Origin of the sequence: Hymenobacter sp. BT559, from assembly GCF_016427535.1 — a bacterium.
Taxonomy (GTDB): Bacteria; Bacteroidota; Bacteroidia; order Cytophagales; family Hymenobacteraceae; genus Hymenobacter.
In genome coordinates this window covers 124562-142602 of record NZ_JAELXV010000006.1, presented here as the reverse complement: position 1 = coordinate 142602, position 18041 = coordinate 124562, and the positions used below count along the sequence as shown (strand labels likewise).

The window sequence follows — 18041 nt, the reverse complement described above, 5'->3', positions numbered from 1 at the left end:
ACCCGGCCGCGGACCTCTGCGCGCAACACTACGCGGGCAAGGCAGTAAAGCTATTTTGCTAAAGCAGTATAGCTTCGCGTGCTCTATCCTCCCTTTCCCACCCATGACCGCCCCCACCTGCCCCAAGTGCGACGCCAAGGAAGCCACCAAAAGCGGCGTTGTAAATGACCGCCAGCGGTTTCGCTGCAAGAGCTGCGGCTACCACTACACCGTGGCCAAAGTAGGCCGCGAGGTCAACCCGTACTACGTTATCAAGGCGTTGCAACTCTACATAGAGGGCGTGAGCTACCGCGAAATCGAGCGCCTGCTCGGTGTCAGCCACGTGTCGGTAATGAACTGGGTGAAAAAATACGGCGTGAAGGCGCCGCGCCAGACTGATTACCACCCGACGTATAAAATTCTCAATCAGAAAGAATTGTCGGAGTATTTCCAGAAGCCCGAAAACCTGAAAAGCGCTGGCCTGGTCGTGACTGAGCTGGGCGACAAATACATGATGATACGCTGGGAGCGCTTCCGGGCGGGGTAGGGCCGCAGCTATAGCAGCTCAGCAGCGCCTTAGGTCACGATAAACTAGCGGCTTGCGCCCGCGCGCTACTTTGCCGGGGTAAAGCCGTGGCAACACCTTGCAACGAAGCCGCTCGGTCGGCTACTTCATATTTCCAAGCATGCGTCAACCCCTCCCTTCTACCAGTACCCCCGCCGCCAGCCGCCCCGAGGTGGGCCTGCTCAGTGCCGTCGTTATTGTGGCCTCGCTCGGCTATTTCGTTGATATCTATGACCTGGTGCTGTTCAGCATCATCCGGGTTGATAGCCTGAAGGGTATTGGCATCACCGACGCAGCCGCCATTACCGACCAGGGCCTGAAGCTGCTGAGTATGCAGATGTGGGGCATGCTTCTGGGCGGGGTGCTGTGGGGCGTGCTGGGCGATAAGCGCGGCCGGTTGTCGGTGCTGTTTGGCTCCATTCTGCTGTATTCGTTGGCCAACATTGCCAACGGCTTTGTGCAAAACGTGGAGCAGTACGGCTGGCTGCGGCTGATAGCGGGCATCGGGCTGGCTGGCGAGCTGGGCGCGGGCATCACGCTGGTGGCCGAAACGCTGCCCAAGGAAAAGCGCGGCTACGGCACCATGATAGTGGCCTCGGTGGGCGTGTCGGGCGCCATGGTGGCCTACCTAGTGGGCAATAAATTTGGCTGGCGCAACGCCTACTTCATTGGCGGTGGGCTGGGCCTGGCGCTGCTGGCGTTGCGGGCCAGCGTGTTCGAGTCGGGCATGTTTGAGCAAACCAAGGAAGCAAACGTGGCGCGCGGCAACTTCCTGAGCCTGTTTACCAACGGGCCGCGGTTTTACCGGTACCTGCGCTGCTTGCTCATCGGCACGCCGTTCTGGTTTTTGGTGGGTATTCTCATCACCCTAGCCCCTGAGTTTGGCAAGCAGTTTGGCCTGCAAGAGCCCGTGACGGGCGGCCTCAGCATCTTCTGGTGCTACTTCGGGCTCACGCTCGGCGACTTCACCAGCGGCGCCCTGAGCCAGTGGATGCGCAGCCGCAACCGCACGCTGCAACTCTTCATCATCGCGTCGGCGGGTTCAGTGGCCTTTTACCTGCTGGGCTTGCGCGGCGCTGGCCCCACGCTCTTCTACGGGGCCTGCTTTCTAATTGGGTACGCCGGCGGGTTCTGGGCGCTTTTTGTGACGGTGGCGGCCGAGCAGTTTGGCACCAACCTGCGCGCCACGGTGGCCACCACCGTGCCCAATTTTGCCCGCGGGGCCACGGTGGTTATCGTGCCGGTTTTCCAATACCTAAAGGCAGTGCCGGCCCTGGGCATGGTCGGCAGCGCGGGCATCATCGGCGCGGTGCTGCTGGCGTTGGCCTTCTTCAGTGCCAGCACTTTGCCCGAAACCTATGCTAAAGACCTGAACTACCTAGAGTAAGGCCTAGGGAGGACCTAGGTGCTCTAAAGCCAAGAGGCTGCTTCTCGCTAAGAAGCAGCCTCTTGGCTTTAGAGGCTGTGTGTGCAGAGGAATATGTGTGTTTGTTGCTAAAGTGGTATAGGTTTGCTTAGTAGGTATAGCTGGTAATTTATTCATTAAAACCCTTGTTTTATATCTAAAATTATTGTTTGATAATATTTTAAATGCTAAATGAATAATAGGGCTACAGTCACATTTATAGCGAAATATTCACCTAGGAAATTATAATAAAACCTGCTCAAGGAGAATAATAGTGCATATTACCTATAGTATTTACCAAAACTACGGCAGAAGGCGATAGTATTGGGCCGAATGTGTGCTACTTGGCTCACCCAAACGCCGCTGAGGCCGCTTGGTGCTACGCACTCGTTCTCCGCTCATTCCCACCGCAGTATGCAGAAATCTCGTTACGCCTTGGCCCTAGGTGGCCTATTGCTGGCTAGTGCAGCCCAGGCGCAGGTAGCCCCACCAGCGCCCGCTACGCCTGCCCCGGCGCCTGCCCCGCAGGCGCCCCCGCCCACGCCGCCCGCCCCCACCAAGCCCGTGCCCTATGGCTCGGGTATGAAGTTTAATCTCTCGCCCGACGGCCAGAAATACGTGCGCCTGATGGCCTGGACCCAGGTATATGTGCGCTACAACGAGAACAACACGGGCACGCTACGCGGACCCAGCGAGCCCAAGAGCAGCCAACTCGACTTTGGCATCCGGCGCTCGCGCATGGTGCTGCTGGCCCAGCTTAGCCCGCGCTTCCTGATTTATACCCACCTAGGTATCAATAACCAAAACGGGGTGAGCGGCGGCGTATCGCCTACGGTAGATGGTAAAAAGCCGCAGTTCTTCATTCACGAAGCCGTGACGGAGTACAAAGTCAACAAGTACCTCAACTTGGGGGCGGGCCTGCACTACTACAACGGCATCTCGCGCCTGAGCAACGCTAGCACCACGAGCATCTTGTCGATGGACCTGCCGCTCACCAACTTCCCAACCATCGATGCACTCGACCAGTTTGCGCGCTGGATTGGGGTGTTTGCCAAGGGCCGGGTGGGCAAGTTTGACTACCGCATCTCGATGAGCGACCCCTTCCTGACCAACCTGCCCACTAATACGGCTTACGTGGTAGGAGGCGTGCAAACGGGCAACCCGCTGGCCTTAGGAAACAGCGTCACCAATTTTAATACGCAAGGGACTGCCATTGGCATAACCAGTACGGGTACCAACGTAGCCAACTATAACCCCCAGAATGATGGCCATGTGTATCAGGGTTATTTCAGCTACAACTTCTTTGAACCCGAGTCCAACCTGCTGCCTTACACGCAGGGAACCTACCTAGGTACCAAAAAGGTACTGAGCATTGGCGCAGGCTTCATGTACAACCAAAATGGCATGTACTCGCGGCCTACCAATAGCGTCGTGACGTTGTCAAACGCTACTTCGACGCCCGACCTGTTTGCCACTGTGCCCACGACCAAGCACGACATCAAGCTGTTCGGGGCCGACGTGTTTTATGATACGCCGCTCGACACGGCCCGTCGCACGGCCGTGACCTTCTACGGGGTGTATTACAACTACAACTTTGGGCCTAACTACGTGCGCTTTGTGGGGGCCGAAAACCCCGGCTACGGCGCTAGCGCCTACCGCGGCAACGCTGTGCCACAGTCGGGCACTGGGGGCTCGGTGTACGGGCAACTGGGCTTCCTGACGGGCAAGAAAACACTGGGTAGCAAGGTGCGCCTGCAGCCCTACGTGGCCTACCTGCACAGCAACTACGAGGGCCTGCGCAACGCGGCTGGCGAAGTGCAGGGCGTGAACGTGTACGATGCGGGCCTCAACTTCCTCATCGATGGCCACAATGCCAAGGTGACGCTCAACTACCGCTCGCGCCCCGACTTCAACATGACCACCGTGGGTGGCGTGGGCGTGGCCGGCGAGGTACGCCACCGCCCCGAAATCACGCTGCAAACGCAGGTGTTCCTGTAAGGTGCTTGGCGGCTAGTACTCAGTGCTTAGGGTATTTTATTGAAAATCCTGAGCCTGAGTACTAACGCCTAGGTCCTAAGCACTAAGCACCACTATTCTAAGCACCATATTTCCCACCCAATACCCCACAATGGAACAAAGCCTGAACCCCGCCGCCTACAACGCGGCGCTGGATGCGCCGGCGGCGCACGACAACAACAAGGTCGATACCCGAACCATTAGGCAGGTCATCACGGCCTCGTCGGTGGGCACGGTTATCGAGTGGTACGACTTCTACATCTTTGGCTCGCTGGCGGCCATCATCGGGCCGGTGCTGTTTGGGCACGCGGGCAAGATTGAGGACACGCTGCTGGGAGCGCTGGCCGTGTTTGGGGCGGGCTTCGTGGTGCGGCCGTTTGGGGCCATGTTCTTTGGCCGGCTCGGCGACATGATTGGGCGCAAGTACACATTCTTGGTCACGCTACTGATTATGGGCGGGGCCACGTTTATCACGGGTCTCATTCCGGGCTACGACAAAATCGGGATTGCCGCGCCGGCTATCGTGGTGGTGCTGCGCCTGTTGCAGGGCCTGGCCCTAGGTGGCGAATATGGCGGCGCGGCCACCTACGTGGCCGAATACGCCCCCGACGCCAAGCGCGGCTACTACACTAGCTTTATTCAGATTACGGCTACGGGCGGCCTCATTCTCAGCATCTCGGTTATCCTGATTACCCGCAAAATGATGGGCGAAGAAGCCTTCAAGGAGTGGGGCTGGCGCATTCCGTTCCTGCTTTCAGGGGCGCTGGTTATCGCCTCGTACTACATCCGTAAGAAGCTGCACGAGTCGCCGTTGTTCGCCAAAGCCAAGGCCACCGGCACCACCAGCAAGAGCCCGCTGCGCGACTCATTCGTGAACCCCATCAACCGCCGTTTGGTACTCATCGCCCTGTTTGGAGTGACGATGGGTCAAGGCGTTATCTTCTACACCAGCCAGTTTCAGGCGTTCACGTTTATGAATGCCACCTTGAAGCTTGATATCGTGCATTCGAGCATCATCATGGTGGTAGCTATGCTGCTGGCCACGCCGCTCTTCATCTACTTTGGCTCACTCTCCGACCGCATCGGGCGCAAGAAAATCATCATGACGGGCATGATTTGCGGGGCGCTGTTCACGATTCCGCTCTTCTATGGCATCAAGGCCTTCGCCGGGCCGCTCACCGAGATTACGCCCGCTACCGTGGATGCCGCCGGCAAGGCCGTGCCCGCCGTCATGAAGGCGCTCACGCCCAACATTCCGGCCATGATTGCGCTCGTGTTCTGCCTCGTCGTGTTCGTGACGATGGTGTACGGCCCCATCGCGGCCTACCTCGTCGAGTTGTTCCCAACCAGCGTGCGCTACACCTCGCTGTCGGTGCCCTATCACATTGGTAATGGTGTGTTTGGGGGCTTCGTGCCGCTCATTGCTACCTCCATCGGCGTGTGGGCCGCCGCCCAGCCGGCCGGCACCTTCGCCAAAGAGCACAGCAGCCTGGTGGGCTTGGTGTACCCGGTGGTTATCGCCCTCATCTGCTTCTTCGTGGGTATGGCCATGATGAAAGACGTTCGCAACGTGAAGCTGATGGACAGCTAATAATAGGGCGGTGAAGGTCGTTATTCTGTCATGCTTCGCTACGCTCTGCACGACAGAATAATTTTTTCAATGTATTAGTTGTCAATGATAAAACCCGCCCGGCCCTGCGCCCGGCGGGTTTTTCGCTTAAAGTGAAGGCCTACCCTTATGAAACCTGAGCTAACCCCACCCGATACCGAGCGCCCTAGGGGCCAGCGGCTGCTGTTTGTGGCGGGGCTGTTTGGGGTGCTGCTCAATTTCCCGCTGCTAGCCGTGTTCGACCACGGCGGGCGGGTGGCGGGCGTGCCCGTGCTGTGTTGGTATATTCTGCTCACCTGGGTGCTCCTTATTGGCCTGACCGGCTGGCTGGTCAGCAAGACTTCCTGAACGCGGGGCGCGCCCCCGGCAAACCGGCTATTGCGGTGAATAAACTGTTGGTTATCGGCTTTTCCTTTGGCTACCTGGCCCTGCTTTTCGGCGTGGCCTACGCCGCCGAGCGCCGGTCGGCCACCCGCCAAAGCCTGGTCGCCAACCCCTACGTGTACGCCCTGAGCATGGCCGTGTACTGCACCGCCTGGGCCTACTACGGCTCGGTGGGGCGGGCGGCGCACCAGGGGCTCAGCTTCGTGGGCATCTACCTAGGGCCCGCGCTGCTGGCCCCGGCCTGGTGGCTGGTGCTGCGCAAAATAGTGCGGGTGTGCCGGCAGCAGCGCCTCACCTCCATTGCCGACTTCATCTCGGCGCGCTACGGCAAAAGTGCGGCCCTAGGTGCCCTCGTAACGGTGGTGTGCGTGCTGGGTGTGGTGCCCTATATTGCGTTGCAAATCAAAGCTATATCGGGTTCTTTTGTAGTGCTGATAGGCAGCGGCGGGCGGGTCGAGGCCAGCGTAGCGGCGCTGTTTACGGCCGGCGTGCTGGCGGTATTCACCATCCTGTTTGGGGTGCGCTCGGTAGAAGCTACCGAGCGGCACGAGGGCATTGTGCTGGCCGTGGCCCTCGAAAGTCTGGTGAAGCTGCTGGCCTTTTTAGTGCTCGGTGGCTTCGTCACGTTCGGGCTGTTTCACGGCTTTGCCGATGTGTTTAACCAGGCGGCGGCCCAGCCAGCGCTGGCCCGGCTCTTTACGCTGCACGGCGCTGGCACCAGCAGCGCCGAGTGGTTCACACTGCTAGTACTTAGTATGTCGGCGGTGCTGCTGCTGCCGCGCCAGTTTCAGGTGGCGGTGGTCGAAAACGTGGCCGAGGACCACCTGCGCAAGGCCATGTGGTTGTTTCCGCTCTACTTGCTCATCATCAATATTTTCGTGTTGCCCATCGCCTTCGGCGGCATGCTGCGGCTTGGCGGCGGCAGCTTCGACGCCGACACGTTTGTGTTGGCTCTGCCGCTGGCCACGGGCCACTCGTGGCTGGCGCTGCTCACCTACCTAGGGGGGCTGTCGGCGGCCAGTAGCATGATTATCGTGGAAACGGTGGCCCTGAGCGTGATGAGTAGCAACCACTTGCTGATGCCGCTGCTGGTGCGCGAGGTGTCGGGCCGGTCGGGCGCGCAGCCGCGCCGCTTTGCCTACCTAGGGCGGGTGGCGCTGCAAAGCCGCCGGGGTGCCGTGGTGCTGGTGTTGGCCTTGGCCTATGGCTACTACGCGGCCGTGGGCCACCAATTGCCGCTGGTGAATACGGGCCTGGTATCGTTCGCGGCGGTGGCGCAGTTTGTGCCCGCCGTGCTGGGCGGGCTCTACTGGAAGGGCGGCACCCGGCGCGGGGCCACGCTGGGGCTGCTGGCAGGGTTCGCGGTGTGGTTTTTTACCTTGGTGGTGCCCACAGTGGTGGGGCCAGGGCGACTGCCCGAATCCATTCTCACGGCTGGGGTAGGGGGCATTAGTGCCCTGCGGCCGGGCGCGCTGCTGGGGCTAGAAGGGCTCGATTACCTGTCGCACGGCTTGTTCTGGAGCTGGTTTTTCAATATCGGGCTCTACGTGGGCGCCTCGCTGGCTTGGCCGCCGAGCGCGCTAGAGTTACGCCAAGCCGACGTGTTTGTCGATGTGTTTCGGCGCCGCAGCCTGGCCGAAGAAGTAGCCGGCTGGCAGGGCCACCCGCTGCTGCCCGATGTGCGCGCCCTGCTCCTCGGCTTCCTAGGTAAGAAGCGGACTAACCAAGCCTTGCAAACCTTCGCCAAGCGCTTTCCTGACGCCTTAGTAATTAACAATGAGCAAGTAGTAGGTGCCAGTTATCAGCCGACAGCTACTGACCTCGGCTCCCAGGCGCAGGCGCTAGGCACTACGCACCAAGCCCCAAATCCTGCCGACCCGCGCCTGCTGCTGTATGCCGAAAAGCTGCTGGCGGGTACCCTAGGGCCGGCCTCGGCGCGGCTGCTGCTGGCCTCGGTGGCGGGCGAAGAGCAAATCAGCTACGACAACGTGGTGGGCATTCTCAAGGAAAGCCAGCAGCTACTCGAAGCCAACCGCCAGCTGCAAAAGCAGAGCCGGCAGCTGCAGCGCCTCACCGATGAGCTGCGCCAAGCCTACCAGCAACTGCAGGCCCTGGACCAGCAGAAAGACGAGTTCTTGTACACCGTGACGCACGAGCTGCGCACGCCGCTCACCAGCATCCGGGCGCTGGCCGAGATTTTGGCCGACAACCCCGACCTAGAAGAGGAGGAGCGCGAGCGTTTTCACAACACCATTGGCCGCGAGGCCGAGCGCCTCACGCGCCTCATTTCCCTGATTCTCGACCTAGAGAAGCTAGAGAGCGGCCAGACCACGCTGGTGCGTGCGCCCGTGGCGCTGGCTGAGGTAGCTGCCGAAGCCGCCGAGGCCGTGGGCCAGCTTGCCCGCGCCAAGGGCATCGCGCTGCACCTCGACGTGCCCGCCGAACTGCCACCCCTGCCCGCCGACCGCGACCGCCTGATGCAGGTGCTCATCAACCTGCTAAGCAATGCCGTGAAGGCCTGCCCCCTGGGCGGCACCGGCCGCATTGGGCTGCTGGCCTGGCCCGCTGCCGATGCCCTACTGCTGTGCGTGGAGGACAATGGCAAGGGCATTGCCCAGGCCGAGCACCATCAGATTTTTGACAAGTTTTTTCAGGCGCAGCACCAGAACATGCGCAAGCCCGAAGGGTCGGGCCTTGGGCTGGCTATCACCAAAAAGCTCGTGGAACTGCACCAGGGCCGCATCTGGGTCGAGAGCGCCCCCGAGCAAGGTGCGCGCTTCTTTGTGGAGCTGCCGCTGGCGCCGCCGGTGCGTGCCACGGCACCCTTTAGTACTTCTTATTCTCTATGATTATGCCCGCTATCCTAATCGTTGACGATGAGCCCAATATCGTGATGTCGCTCGAATTTCTGATGCGCAAAAACGGCTACCAAGTTGGCATTGCGCGCAACGGCAGCGAGGCCCTGGCCGCCGTCGCCCAAACGCCCTACGACCTAGTGCTGCTCGATGTGATGATGCCCGACGTGGACGGCTACCAAGTGTGCCGCACCATTCGCGAAAACGCCAGCCGGGCCGCCACCAAGGTCATTTTCCTCTCGGCCAAAAGCCAACCCACCGACGTACAGCAGGGCTACGCAGCGGGCGCCGACCTCTATATTCCCAAGCCTTTCAGCACCCGCCAGCTCATGGAAAAGGTCCGCGAGCTGCTGGCAAAAGAACCATGCTGAAATTATTGGTCATGCAGCGCAGTGAAGCATCTCACTCGCTTCGTTGCTGACACCAAGATTTACTGCGCCACGCTCGCAATGACAGGCTAGAATTTAAAACTCTTAACTCCTAACTCAACACTCTCAACCCATCCACCCATGTCTTTTCGCATTCGCACCCTCGAAGAGTATAACGCCGCCTATCAGCAGTCCGTCGACGCCCCCGATATGTTTTGGGGCAACGTAGCCGAAGGCTTTACCTGGCGTAAGAAGTGGGATACGGTGCGCGGCGGCGAGTTTTCGCCGGCCGGCACCAGCACCTGGTTCGACGGGGCCACGCTCAACATCACCGAGAATTGCCTTGACCGCCACCTGGCCACCCGTGCCAACAAGCTGGCCATCATCTTCGAGCCCAACGACCCCAAGGACCGCCACACCCGCCTGACTTACCGCGAGCTGCACGAGCAAGTGTGCCAGATGGCCAACGTGCTGCTTAACAACGGCGTGCAGAAGGGCGACCGCGTGGTTATCTACATGCCCATGATACCCGAGCTGGCCGTGACCACGCTGGCCTGCGCCCGCATTGGGGCAGTGCACTCGGTGGTGTTCGCGGGCTTTTCGGCCTCGGCCATTGCCGACCGCGTGAACGATGCCCAGGCCACCTACGTGGTAACGGCCGATGGCCTGAACCGCGGCGCCAAGCAAATACCCGTGAAGAGCGTAGTCGACGACGCGCTGCAAACCTGCCCCAGCGTGCGCGGCGTGCTGGTGGTGGAGCATACCGGCTGGCCTGTGCAGATGCAGGAAGGCCGCGACATCTGGTTTCACGACGAGGTGCGGGGCGTGGCCAAAGCCTGCCCGGCCGCCGAAATGAAGGCCGAAGACCCGCTGTTTATCCTCTACACCAGCGGCAGTACCGGCAAGCCCAAGGGCGTGGTGCACACCCAGGCCGGCTACATGGTGTGGGCCCAGTATACGTTCCAAAACGTGTTCCAGGTCGAGGAAAACGACATTTACTGGTGCACCGCCGACATTGGTTGGGTTACGGGCCACACGTACTTGCTCTACGGGCCGCTGCTGAGCGGCAGCACGTCGCTGCTCTTTGAAGGTGTGCCCACGTACCCGTCGCCGGGTCGTTTTTGGGAAGTGATTGACAAGCACCACGTCTCGATTTTTTACACCGCGCCCACGGCAATCCGCTCGCTCATGGCCGCGCCCCTCGACCACGTGCTGGCGTATTCGCTCAGCAGCTTGCGTGTCCTAGGGTCGGTGGGCGAGCCCATCAATGAAGAAGCCTGGCACTGGTACCACCAGCACGTGGGCAAGGGCCGCTGCCCCATCGTAGACACCTGGTGGCAAACCGAAACCGGCGGCATCATGATTTCGGCCCTGGCTGGTATCACGCCCAGCGTGCCCGCCCGCGCAGGCCTGCCGCTGCCCGGCGTGCAGCCCGTGCTGCTGAGCCAGGAAGGCACCGAGTTGGAGGGCAACGACCAGGAAGGCTACCTGGCCATTAAGGCCAGTTGGCCGGGCGTTATTCGCACCACTTGGGGCGACCATGAGCGCGCCCGCCAGGTGTACTTCCAGCCCTACCCGGGCTACTACTTCACCGGCGACGGCGCCCGCCGTGACGAGCAGGGCTTGTACCGCATCATCGGCCGCGTCGATGACGTGATAAACGTGAGCGGCCACCGCTTCGGCACCGCCGAAATCGAGAGTGCCATCAACGAAAGCCCCGACGTGGTAGAGAGCGCCGTGGTGGGCTACCCCCACGACGTGAAGGGCCAGGGCATCTACGCCTACGTCATTTGCCGCAACGGCCTGCCCGACAATGACCTCGACCGTCAGCGCGTGGAAGGCAGCATTATCGAGGCAGTGGTGGCCCACATCGGCCGCATCGCCAAGCCCGATAAGATTCAGCTGGTGAGTGGCTTGCCCAAAACCCGCTCGGGTAAAATCATGCGCCGCATTCTGCGCAAGGTGGCCGAGGGCGAAACCTCGAACCTGGGCGACACCACCACGCTGCTCGACCCGCTGGTGGTAGAGGAGATTGTGGCGGGCAAGAAATAAGCCCGGATTTAAATAAAAGAACGCCGCCCGTACTCCGGGCGGCGTTCTTACTTTTGGCACAATCGATTTACTTCCCGCCACCTTATGAGTGTAGATTCTCTCTTTCGCCTCGACGGCAAAATCGCCTTAGTCACGGGCAGCAACCGCGGCATCGGCCAGGGCATGGCCCTAGGTCTCGCTGAGGCCGGCGCCGACATCATTGGTGTATCGGCCACGATGGCCGCCGACGGTGGCGAAACAGGCAAGCAAGTGCGGGCCCTAGGTCGGCAGTTCTTCGCCTACCAGGCCGATTTCAGCCAGCGCGCCAGCGCCGATGCCTTCACCGCCCAGGTGCTGGCCGACTTCGAGCAAATTGATATTCTGGTGAATAACGCCGGTACCATTCGCCGCGCCCCCGCTGCCGAGCACTCCGACCAAGATTGGGACGACGTGCTAGCCATCAACCTCGACTCGCCCTTCCGGCTGGCCCGCGCCATCGGCGGCCGCATGATGAAGCAGGGCTCGGGCAAAATCATTTTTACGGCTTCGCTGCTCACCTTCCAAGGCGGCATCAACGTGCCGGGCTACGCCGCCAGCAAAGGCGCTATTGGCTCGGTAGTGAAAGCGCTAGCCAACGAGTGGGCCGGCAAAGGCGTGAATGTGAACGGCATCGCGCCCGGCTACATCGCCACCGATAACACCGAGGCGCTGCGTAATGACCCCGACCGCTCGGCCAGCATCCTAGGTCGCATTCCGGCCGGCCGCTGGGGCGAAGCCGCTGACTTCAAGGGGCCGGTCGTGTTCCTCGCCTCCGAAGCTGGCGCCTACGTGCACGGCACCATCCTCACCGTAGACGGCGGCTGGATGGGCCGGTAAGTCCAGGCAGTTGCACGCGCCACCATGCGTGGCGAGCACGCAACCTCGTCACCTAAAAAGCAATAACCGACATCAAAAGCAGTCAGCTTGGCGCAGCCAAGCGTATCTGCGAAATCCGTTTAATCCGTTTGAATCTGCGATTTATGACACAACGCTTTGCCATTAGTGCCCGCGAAACGGCCGGCCTGAACACCGCCGGACTGCGCGAGCACTTTCTGATTGAAAACATCTTCACGCCCGGCGCCATTGAGCTGACCTACACGCACTACGACCGCATGATAGTGGGCGGGGCAATGCCTACCGAGGCCGGTTTGCCGCTGCCCAATCCCGGCAACCTCAAGGCCAACTTCTTCCTAGAGCGCCGTGAGCTAGGCGCCCTCAACGTGGGCGGCGCCGGCCAAATCGTAGTGGATGGTACCACGCATGACCTAGGTAACCAAGACTGCCTCTACGTGGGCAAAGGCTGCAAAGAAGTAGAATTTAAGAGCGTGAATGCCGCCGAGCCAGCCAAATTTTACTTGCTGTCGGCCCCTGCGCACAAGGAGTACCCCACCACCCGCCGCACCCAGGCCGAGGCCACGCCCGTGCAAATGGGCGCCCAGGAAACGGCCAATGAGCGCACCATCTACAAGTATATCTACAACGAAGGCATTGCGAGCTGCCAGCTCGTGATGGGCCTCACCCAGCTCAAGCCCGGCTCGGTGTGGAACACCATGCCCTCGCACGTGCACGACCGCCGCATGGAGGCCTACCTGTACTTTAACATGAACGACGGCCAGCGCGTGCTGCACCTGCTGGGCGAGCCCCAGGAAACTCGCCCGCTGTGGGTCAGCAACGAGCAGGCCATCCTGTCGCCGCCGTGGTCTATCCACACTGGCTGCGGCTCGGCGGCCTACGCCTTCATCTGGGGCATGGCCGGTGAAAACCTGGAGTACACCGATATGGACGCGGTGGCCCTGGCCGACCTGCGGTAGTAAACCCACCGCGTAGTATTATTCAAACGCCTACTCTGCTGCTTCTTAAACGAGGCAGTAGGGTAGGCGTTGGTGTAAGTAGCCAGCCACGCAGCATCCGCGCCACCATGCGCTAGCTACTGCGCCCTGTGCAATGGAAAAGGCGCCGAAATCGGCTACTCATAGTGATTATTAGCCTAATACGGCTGACCTTAGCGCTTCGTCACCTAGCGCTAGCCTATGTCTCAGTCCGCTGCCCCAAGCCTCCAGAAAACACTGACGCCGCTGGGTTTGTGGGCCATCGCGGTAGGCCTAGTTATTTCGGGCGAATATTTTGGCTGGAACCTGGGCTGGGCGGAGGCTGGGCCGGTGGGCTTGCTAGTGGCCACGCTGGTCGTGACGGTGCTGTACATCACCTTCATTCTCAGCTTCACGGAGCTGACCACGGCCATCCCGCAGGCGGGCGGGCCCTTTGCCTACGCGCACCGGGCGCTGGGGCCCCTAGGTGGGCTGGTAGCGGGCTACGCCACGCTGGTCGAGTTTCTGCTGGCGCCGCCGGCCATTGCGCTAGCGCTGGGTAGCTACGGGCACTTTTTGCACCCTAGGGTGCCGGTGCTGGGCACGGCGGTGGGCTGCTACGTGGTGTTCACGATTATCAATCTGCTCGGCATCAAGGAGTCGGCCCGGTTCTCGCTGGTAGTCACGGTGCTGGCTGTGGCCGAACTACTAGTGTTCATGGGCGTGCTGGCGCCGCACTTTAGGCTGGCCAATTTTCTGGCGCACCCGGTGCCGCTGCGGCTGGCGGGTGTGCTGGCGGCGCTGCCGTTTGCCATCTGGTTTTACTTGGCCATCGAGGGCGTGGCGATGGTAGCTGAGGAAGTGAAAGACCCTCGCCGCACCCTGCCCCTGGGCTACGGCTACGGCCTGGGTACGCTGGTGCTGCTGGCCCTGGGCGTGATGGTGCTCACGGGCGGCGCTACCGATTGGCGCCGCCTCAGCCACCTTGATTACCCGTTGCCCGAGGCCCTAGCGCTGGTGCTGGGCAAGGACAGCCCGCTCACCAAGTTCTTCGCCAGCATCGGGCTGTTTGGGCTGGTGGCCTCATTTCACGGTACCATTATCGGCTATTCGCGGCAGGTATTCGCGCTGGCGCGCGGCGGCTATCTGCCGAGTTTTTTGGCCCGGCTCAATGGTCGGGGGGCGCCGCACTGGGCCTTAGTAGCGGGTGGTGGGGTAGGGCTGCTGGCGCTGCTCACGGGCACTACCGCGCAAGTCATTATCCTCTCGGTGCTGGGCGCGCTGGTGATGTACATTGTGAGCTTGGTGAGCCTCTTTGTGCTGCGTCGCCGCGAGCCGGCGCTGGCGCGGCCCTTTGCCGTGCCAGGCTACCCGCTGGTGCCGCTAATGGCGCTGGGGCTATCTATTGTAAGCCTAGGTGCCTTGGTTTATAGCAATCTACTGCTAAGCGGTATCTTCCTGGCAGGGCTGTTGGTGGCACTGGTGCTGTACCGACTGCTGGGGCGTAAGTAGAATGTAGTTTTTTGCAGTGTTTCGCAGGGGTAAAGCGCAGATTTTCGGAGCGTTTTACCTTGGGGAAGCCTGCTCATTGCTCACTATTAATTGCTCATTGTACCCATGTATCGCCACACCATCGGCCAGCGCGCCTACGTATTCGACGACCTGAAAACGCTGCTGGCGCGCGCCACGCCGCTGCGTTCGGGCGACGTGCTGGCCGGCGTGGCCGCCGCTACCTATGAGGAGCGCGTGGCCGCCCAGTATGCCCTAGCCGATGTGCCACTGCGCGACTTTCTGCACGAGCCGCTGGTGCCCTACGAGCAGGATGAGGTCACGCGCCTGATTCTGGACACGCACGACGCGGCGGCGTTTGCGCCCATTGCCCACTTCACGGTGGGGCAACTGCGCGATTACCTCGTGTCGGACGCGGCCGATGCTGCCGCGCTGCACGCCCTGACGCCCGGCCTCATGCCCGAGATGGTGGCGGCCGTGAGCAAGCTGCTGCGCAACCAGGAGCTGATTGCGGTGGCCCGGCGCGTCGAGGTTGTCACGCGCTTTCGCAATACCCTGGGGCTGCGCGGGCACCTGGCCACCCGCCTCCAGCCCAACCACCCCACCGACGACCTGCGCGGCATCGCCGCCATCCTCGTCGATGGCCTGCTCTATGGCAGCGGCGACGCCGTCCTAGGTATCAATCCGGCCACCGACAACCCTAAGGCGGTGAGCGACTTGCTGTACATGCTTGATGCGGTGCGCGAGCAGTACGCCATCCCGACACAGTCGTGCGTACTGTGCCACGTCACTACTTCCTTGCAGCTCATCGAGCAAGGCGTACCGGTCGATTTGACCTTCCAATCCATCGGCGGCACAGAGGCTACCAATGCCAGCTTTGGCATTAACCTAGGGCTGCTGCAAGAGGCCCACGAGGCCACGCTCAGTCTGGGCCGCGGTACGCTGGGTCAGGACGTGATGTACTTCGAAACCGGCCAGGGTAGCGCGCTTTCGGCCAATGCCCACCACGGCCTCGACCAGCAAACCTGCGAGGCCCGTGCCTACGCCGTGGCCCGGCGCTTCCAGCCGCTGCTCGTCAATACGGTGGTCGGCTTCATCGGCCCCGAGTACCTCTACGACGGCAAGCAAATCATCCGAGCTGCCCTCGAAGACCACTTTTGTGGCAAGCTCCTGGGCCTGCCAATGGGCGTAGACGTGTGCTACACCAACCACGCCGAGGCCGACCAAGACGACATGGACACGCTACTCACGCTGCTCGGCGTGGCCGGCTGCAACTACATCATGGGCATTCCGGGGGCCGATGATATTATGCTCGGCTACCAGTCCACTTCCTTTCACGATTCGCTCTATGTGCGGCAGGTGCTGGGTTTGCGACCCGCGCCCGAGTTCGAGGCGTGGCTGGCGCAACAAGGAATTTTCAATGCGCAAGGGCAGTTGCTGCCCGCCGCATCGGCGCGGCTATTGGGCCAGCTGCCGCCCGCGCTCCGGTAGATTTTAAGGTACTCATTGCGAGGAGGCGCGACGAAGCAATCGCATTTGAATGGAACCTAGACTGGTTCGTTCTGATGCCATTGCTTCGTCATTCCTCCTCGCAATGACAGACGTATTTTTCAAGTCGGTATTTTGAAACCTTTGCCATGAGTGACCTGTCCGACCTGCCTCCCGCTGCCCCGGAGCCCGACCCGTGGGCCGGCCTGCGCGCCTTCACCGCCGCCCGCATAGCCTTAGGGCGCACGGGTACCAGCGTGCCCATGCAAGAGGCGCTGGCCTTCAAGCTGGCTCACGCCCACGCCCGCGATGCTGTATACTCGGCCCTTGATACCGAGCGCCTGCTAGCTGAATTAGCCACCCTAGGTCTGTCTGTGCACCAGGTAAGTAGCCAGGCCCAAAACCGCCAGGAGTACCTCCAGCGCCCCGACCACGGCCGCCAGCTAGCTGAAGAATCAAAAGCTCACCTAGCTGCTGACGCCGACTGCGACGTGGCCATCGTGCTGGCCGATGGTTTGTCGGCCACCGCTATCAACGCGCATGCCGTGCCGCTGCTGGGCTTGCTGCTACCAGAGTTGCGCGCTACGGGCTTGCGCCTTGGGCCGCTGGTACTGGCCGAACAGGCCCGCGTGGCCCTAGGCGATGAAATCGGCCACTTGCTGCGGGCGCGACTGGTGCTGGTGCTCATTGGCGAGCGACCGGGGCTGAGCGCGCCCGATAGCCTAGGCGCCTACTTCACCTACGGTCCGCGGCCCGGCCTCACCGACGAGGCGCGCAATTGCGTGTCGAATATCAGGCCCGCGGGCCTGCCTTATCCCGCCGCGGCGGCCAAGCTAAGCTGGCTGCTACGTGAGGCACTGCGCCGCCAGCTCTCTGGCGTGGCGCTGAAAGACCAAGCCGACTTGCTGCCCGAGTAACCGACTGGCTGTACCGTGGACCCTGCGGGTCCGCGCGTGAGTAGTTGCAATAAGGCAAGTAATTCGCGGACCCGCAGGGTCCACGGTACACCTCGGATACCAACCTAGAACCTACTGCGCCGAGAGGCGAAAGGCGGCTGGCGTCAGCCCTGTTTTGTTTTTGAAAAGCCGCGTGAAATACTGCGGGTACTCAAAGCCCAGCTGGAAAGCTGTTTCGTTGATGGAAAGCGAGGTGCTGAGTAGCAGTTGCTTGGCTTTCTCAATAAGGCCGTAGTGGATGTGCTGCTGGGTGGTTTGGCCGGTGAGGGTGCGCAGCATGTCGCTGAGGTAGGCCGGCGACACGTGCAGCGCATCGGCGAAGTACTGTACGGTGGGCAGCGGCTGCTCGCCGCTCTGGGCAAAGTAGTCGGTCAGCAACGCCTCGAAGCGGCTGAGCAGGTCGTGCTCGGCCGGCCGCCGCGTGAGAAACTGGCGGTGGTAAAAGCGGTTGGCGTAGTTTAGCAGCACCTCTAGCTGCGACACGAGCACGTCTTGGCTAAAGGCATCGATGGGCTGCTCATACTCATGCCGAATGCCAGTGAGGATGCCGTCGAGCACCCGTTCTTCCTGCGCTGACAGGTGCAGCGCCTCGTGGACTTGGTAAGAGAAAAAGCTGTAGCTCGCTATTTTCTTGCCCAGCGGGTGCTTGTGCAGAAAGTCGGGGTGGAGCACCAGCCCCCAGCCGCTGATTTCGGAGAGGTCTAGGGTTTCATCAATGGCGAAAACCTGGCCCGGCGCCTGAAAACCCAGCACGCCTTCGCCAAAGTCGTAGGACTGCCGCCCGTAGTAGATAGTGCCTTTGATGTTCTTTTTGAGCCAGATAGTATAAAACTGCTGCACTATCGGCGTCAGGCCGGTGGGGCGCGGCTGGCCCCGCGTCGTGGCTAGGTCAATGATAGTAAGCAGAGGGTGCCGGGGCGCTTCTAACCCGCAGAACCGGGCATATTCCGTAACGGTGTGCAGTACCTGAAGGTCGTTGGCAGCCGGTTTCATAACAGAGGATATCTTCTTCGTTTAGAATCAAATAGT

Annotated in this window: 14 protein-coding genes; 13 read left to right on the top strand and 1 reads right to left on the bottom strand. The window is 61.2% G+C overall.

The window, feature by feature from the left end; all coding sequences use genetic code 11:
* Positions 1-103 precede the first annotated feature (103 nt).
* The 13 genes from JAO77_RS18595 to eutC all read left to right on the top strand — a co-directional run bounded on the left by JAO77_RS18595 (position 104) and on the right by eutC (position 16973).
* Positions 104-526, top strand: coding sequence for an IS1/IS1595 family N-terminal zinc-binding domain-containing protein (locus JAO77_RS18595; protein ID WP_198991940.1), 423 nt, complete (start codon positions 104-106; stop codon positions 524-526).
* 139 nt (positions 527-665) lie between these two features.
* Positions 666-1931: an MFS transporter gene (locus JAO77_RS18590; protein ID WP_198991939.1), complete on the top strand. Its 1266-nt coding sequence runs from the start codon at positions 666-668 to the stop codon at positions 1929-1931.
* A gap of 432 nt (positions 1932-2363) precedes the next feature.
* The gene (locus JAO77_RS18585) at positions 2364-3947 is read left to right on the top strand and encodes a hypothetical protein (protein WP_235998507.1); all 1584 of its coding nucleotides are present in this window, start codon (positions 2364-2366) and stop codon (positions 3945-3947) included.
* 130 nt (positions 3948-4077) lie between these two features.
* Positions 4078-5556 carry an MFS transporter gene (locus JAO77_RS18580; protein WP_198991938.1) on the top strand — a complete coding sequence of 493 codons (1479 nt, stop codon included), beginning with the start codon at positions 4078-4080 and terminating at the stop codon, positions 5554-5556.
* A 147-nt stretch (positions 5557-5703) separates the two neighbouring features.
* Complete coding sequence (locus JAO77_RS18575; protein WP_198991937.1) at positions 5704-5922, top strand: hypothetical protein; 219 nt, start codon at positions 5704-5706, stop codon at positions 5920-5922.
* A gap of 35 nt (positions 5923-5957) precedes the next feature.
* Positions 5958-8807 (top strand): ATP-binding protein, encoded by a 2850-nt coding sequence (locus JAO77_RS18570; RefSeq protein WP_198991936.1) that lies wholly within the window; start codon positions 5958-5960, stop codon positions 8805-8807.
* A 2-nt stretch (positions 8808-8809) separates the two neighbouring features.
* The gene (locus JAO77_RS18565; protein WP_198991935.1) at positions 8810-9184 is read left to right on the top strand and encodes a response regulator transcription factor; all 375 of its coding nucleotides are present in this window, start codon (positions 8810-8812) and stop codon (positions 9182-9184) included.
* Between the two features lie 138 nt (positions 9185-9322).
* Positions 9323-11233 (top strand): acetate--CoA ligase, encoded by a 1911-nt coding sequence (acs, locus tag JAO77_RS18560; protein ID WP_198991934.1) that lies wholly within the window; start codon positions 9323-9325, stop codon positions 11231-11233.
* An 84-nt stretch (positions 11234-11317) separates the two neighbouring features.
* Entirely contained in the window at positions 11318-12088 is a 771-nt protein-coding gene (locus JAO77_RS18555; RefSeq protein ID WP_198991933.1) for an SDR family NAD(P)-dependent oxidoreductase, read from the top strand.
* A gap of 143 nt (positions 12089-12231) precedes the next feature.
* Positions 12232-13062, top strand: a complete 831-nt coding sequence (gene kduI, locus JAO77_RS18550) for a 5-dehydro-4-deoxy-D-glucuronate isomerase (protein WP_198991932.1) — start codon at positions 12232-12234, stop codon at positions 13060-13062.
* A 219-nt stretch (positions 13063-13281) separates the two neighbouring features.
* Positions 13282-14571 (top strand): ethanolamine permease, encoded by a 1290-nt coding sequence (gene eat, locus JAO77_RS18545; protein ID WP_198991931.1) that lies wholly within the window; start codon positions 13282-13284, stop codon positions 14569-14571.
* Between the two features lie 105 nt (positions 14572-14676).
* Positions 14677-16059: an ethanolamine ammonia-lyase subunit EutB gene (locus JAO77_RS18540; RefSeq protein WP_198991930.1), complete on the top strand. Its 1383-nt coding sequence runs from the start codon at positions 14677-14679 to the stop codon at positions 16057-16059.
* A gap of 146 nt (positions 16060-16205) precedes the next feature.
* Positions 16206-16973, top strand: a complete 768-nt coding sequence (eutC, locus tag JAO77_RS18535) for an ethanolamine ammonia-lyase subunit EutC (RefSeq protein ID WP_198991929.1) — start codon at positions 16206-16208, stop codon at positions 16971-16973.
* 111 nt (positions 16974-17084) lie between these two features.
* Here eutC and JAO77_RS18530 read toward each other — a convergent pair whose 3' ends face one another.
* Positions 17085-18005, bottom strand: a complete 921-nt coding sequence (locus tag JAO77_RS18530; protein WP_198991928.1) for a helix-turn-helix domain-containing protein — start codon at positions 18003-18005, stop codon at positions 17085-17087.
* Positions 18006-18041 lie beyond the last annotated feature (36 nt).

Excerpts from the sequence above, each read along its gene's own strand:
- JAO77_RS18565 (WP_198991935.1), top strand. The coding sequence starts at position 8,810 with ATGCCCGCTATCCTAATCGTTGACGATGAGCCCAATATCGTGATGTCG.
- acs (WP_198991934.1), top strand. The coding sequence starts at position 9,323 with ATGTCTTTTCGCATTCGCACCCTCGAAGAGTATAACGCCGCCTATCAG.
- JAO77_RS18595 (WP_198991940.1), top strand. The coding sequence starts at position 104 with ATGACCGCCCCCACCTGCCCCAAGTGCGACGCCAAGGAAGCCACCAAA.
- JAO77_RS18575 (WP_198991937.1), top strand. The coding sequence starts at position 5,704 with ATGAAACCTGAGCTAACCCCACCCGATACCGAGCGCCCTAGGGGCCAG.
- JAO77_RS18555 (WP_198991933.1), top strand. The coding sequence starts at position 11,318 with ATGAGTGTAGATTCTCTCTTTCGCCTCGACGGCAAAATCGCCTTAGTC.
- JAO77_RS18540 (WP_198991930.1), top strand. The coding sequence starts at position 14,677 with ATGTATCGCCACACCATCGGCCAGCGCGCCTACGTATTCGACGACCTG.
- kduI (WP_198991932.1), top strand. The coding sequence starts at position 12,232 with ATGACACAACGCTTTGCCATTAGTGCCCGCGAAACGGCCGGCCTGAAC.
- JAO77_RS18580 (WP_198991938.1), top strand. The coding sequence starts at position 4,078 with ATGGAACAAAGCCTGAACCCCGCCGCCTACAACGCGGCGCTGGATGCG.
- eat (WP_198991931.1), top strand. The coding sequence starts at position 13,282 with ATGTCTCAGTCCGCTGCCCCAAGCCTCCAGAAAACACTGACGCCGCTG.
- JAO77_RS18585 (WP_235998507.1), top strand. The coding sequence starts at position 2,364 with ATGCAGAAATCTCGTTACGCCTTGGCCCTAGGTGGCCTATTGCTGGCT.
- JAO77_RS18530 (WP_198991928.1), bottom strand. The coding sequence starts at position 18,005 with ATGAAACCGGCTGCCAACGACCTTCAGGTACTGCACACCGTTACGGAA.
- eutC (WP_198991929.1), top strand. The coding sequence starts at position 16,206 with ATGAGTGACCTGTCCGACCTGCCTCCCGCTGCCCCGGAGCCCGACCCG.
- JAO77_RS18590 (WP_198991939.1), top strand. The coding sequence starts at position 666 with ATGCGTCAACCCCTCCCTTCTACCAGTACCCCCGCCGCCAGCCGCCCC.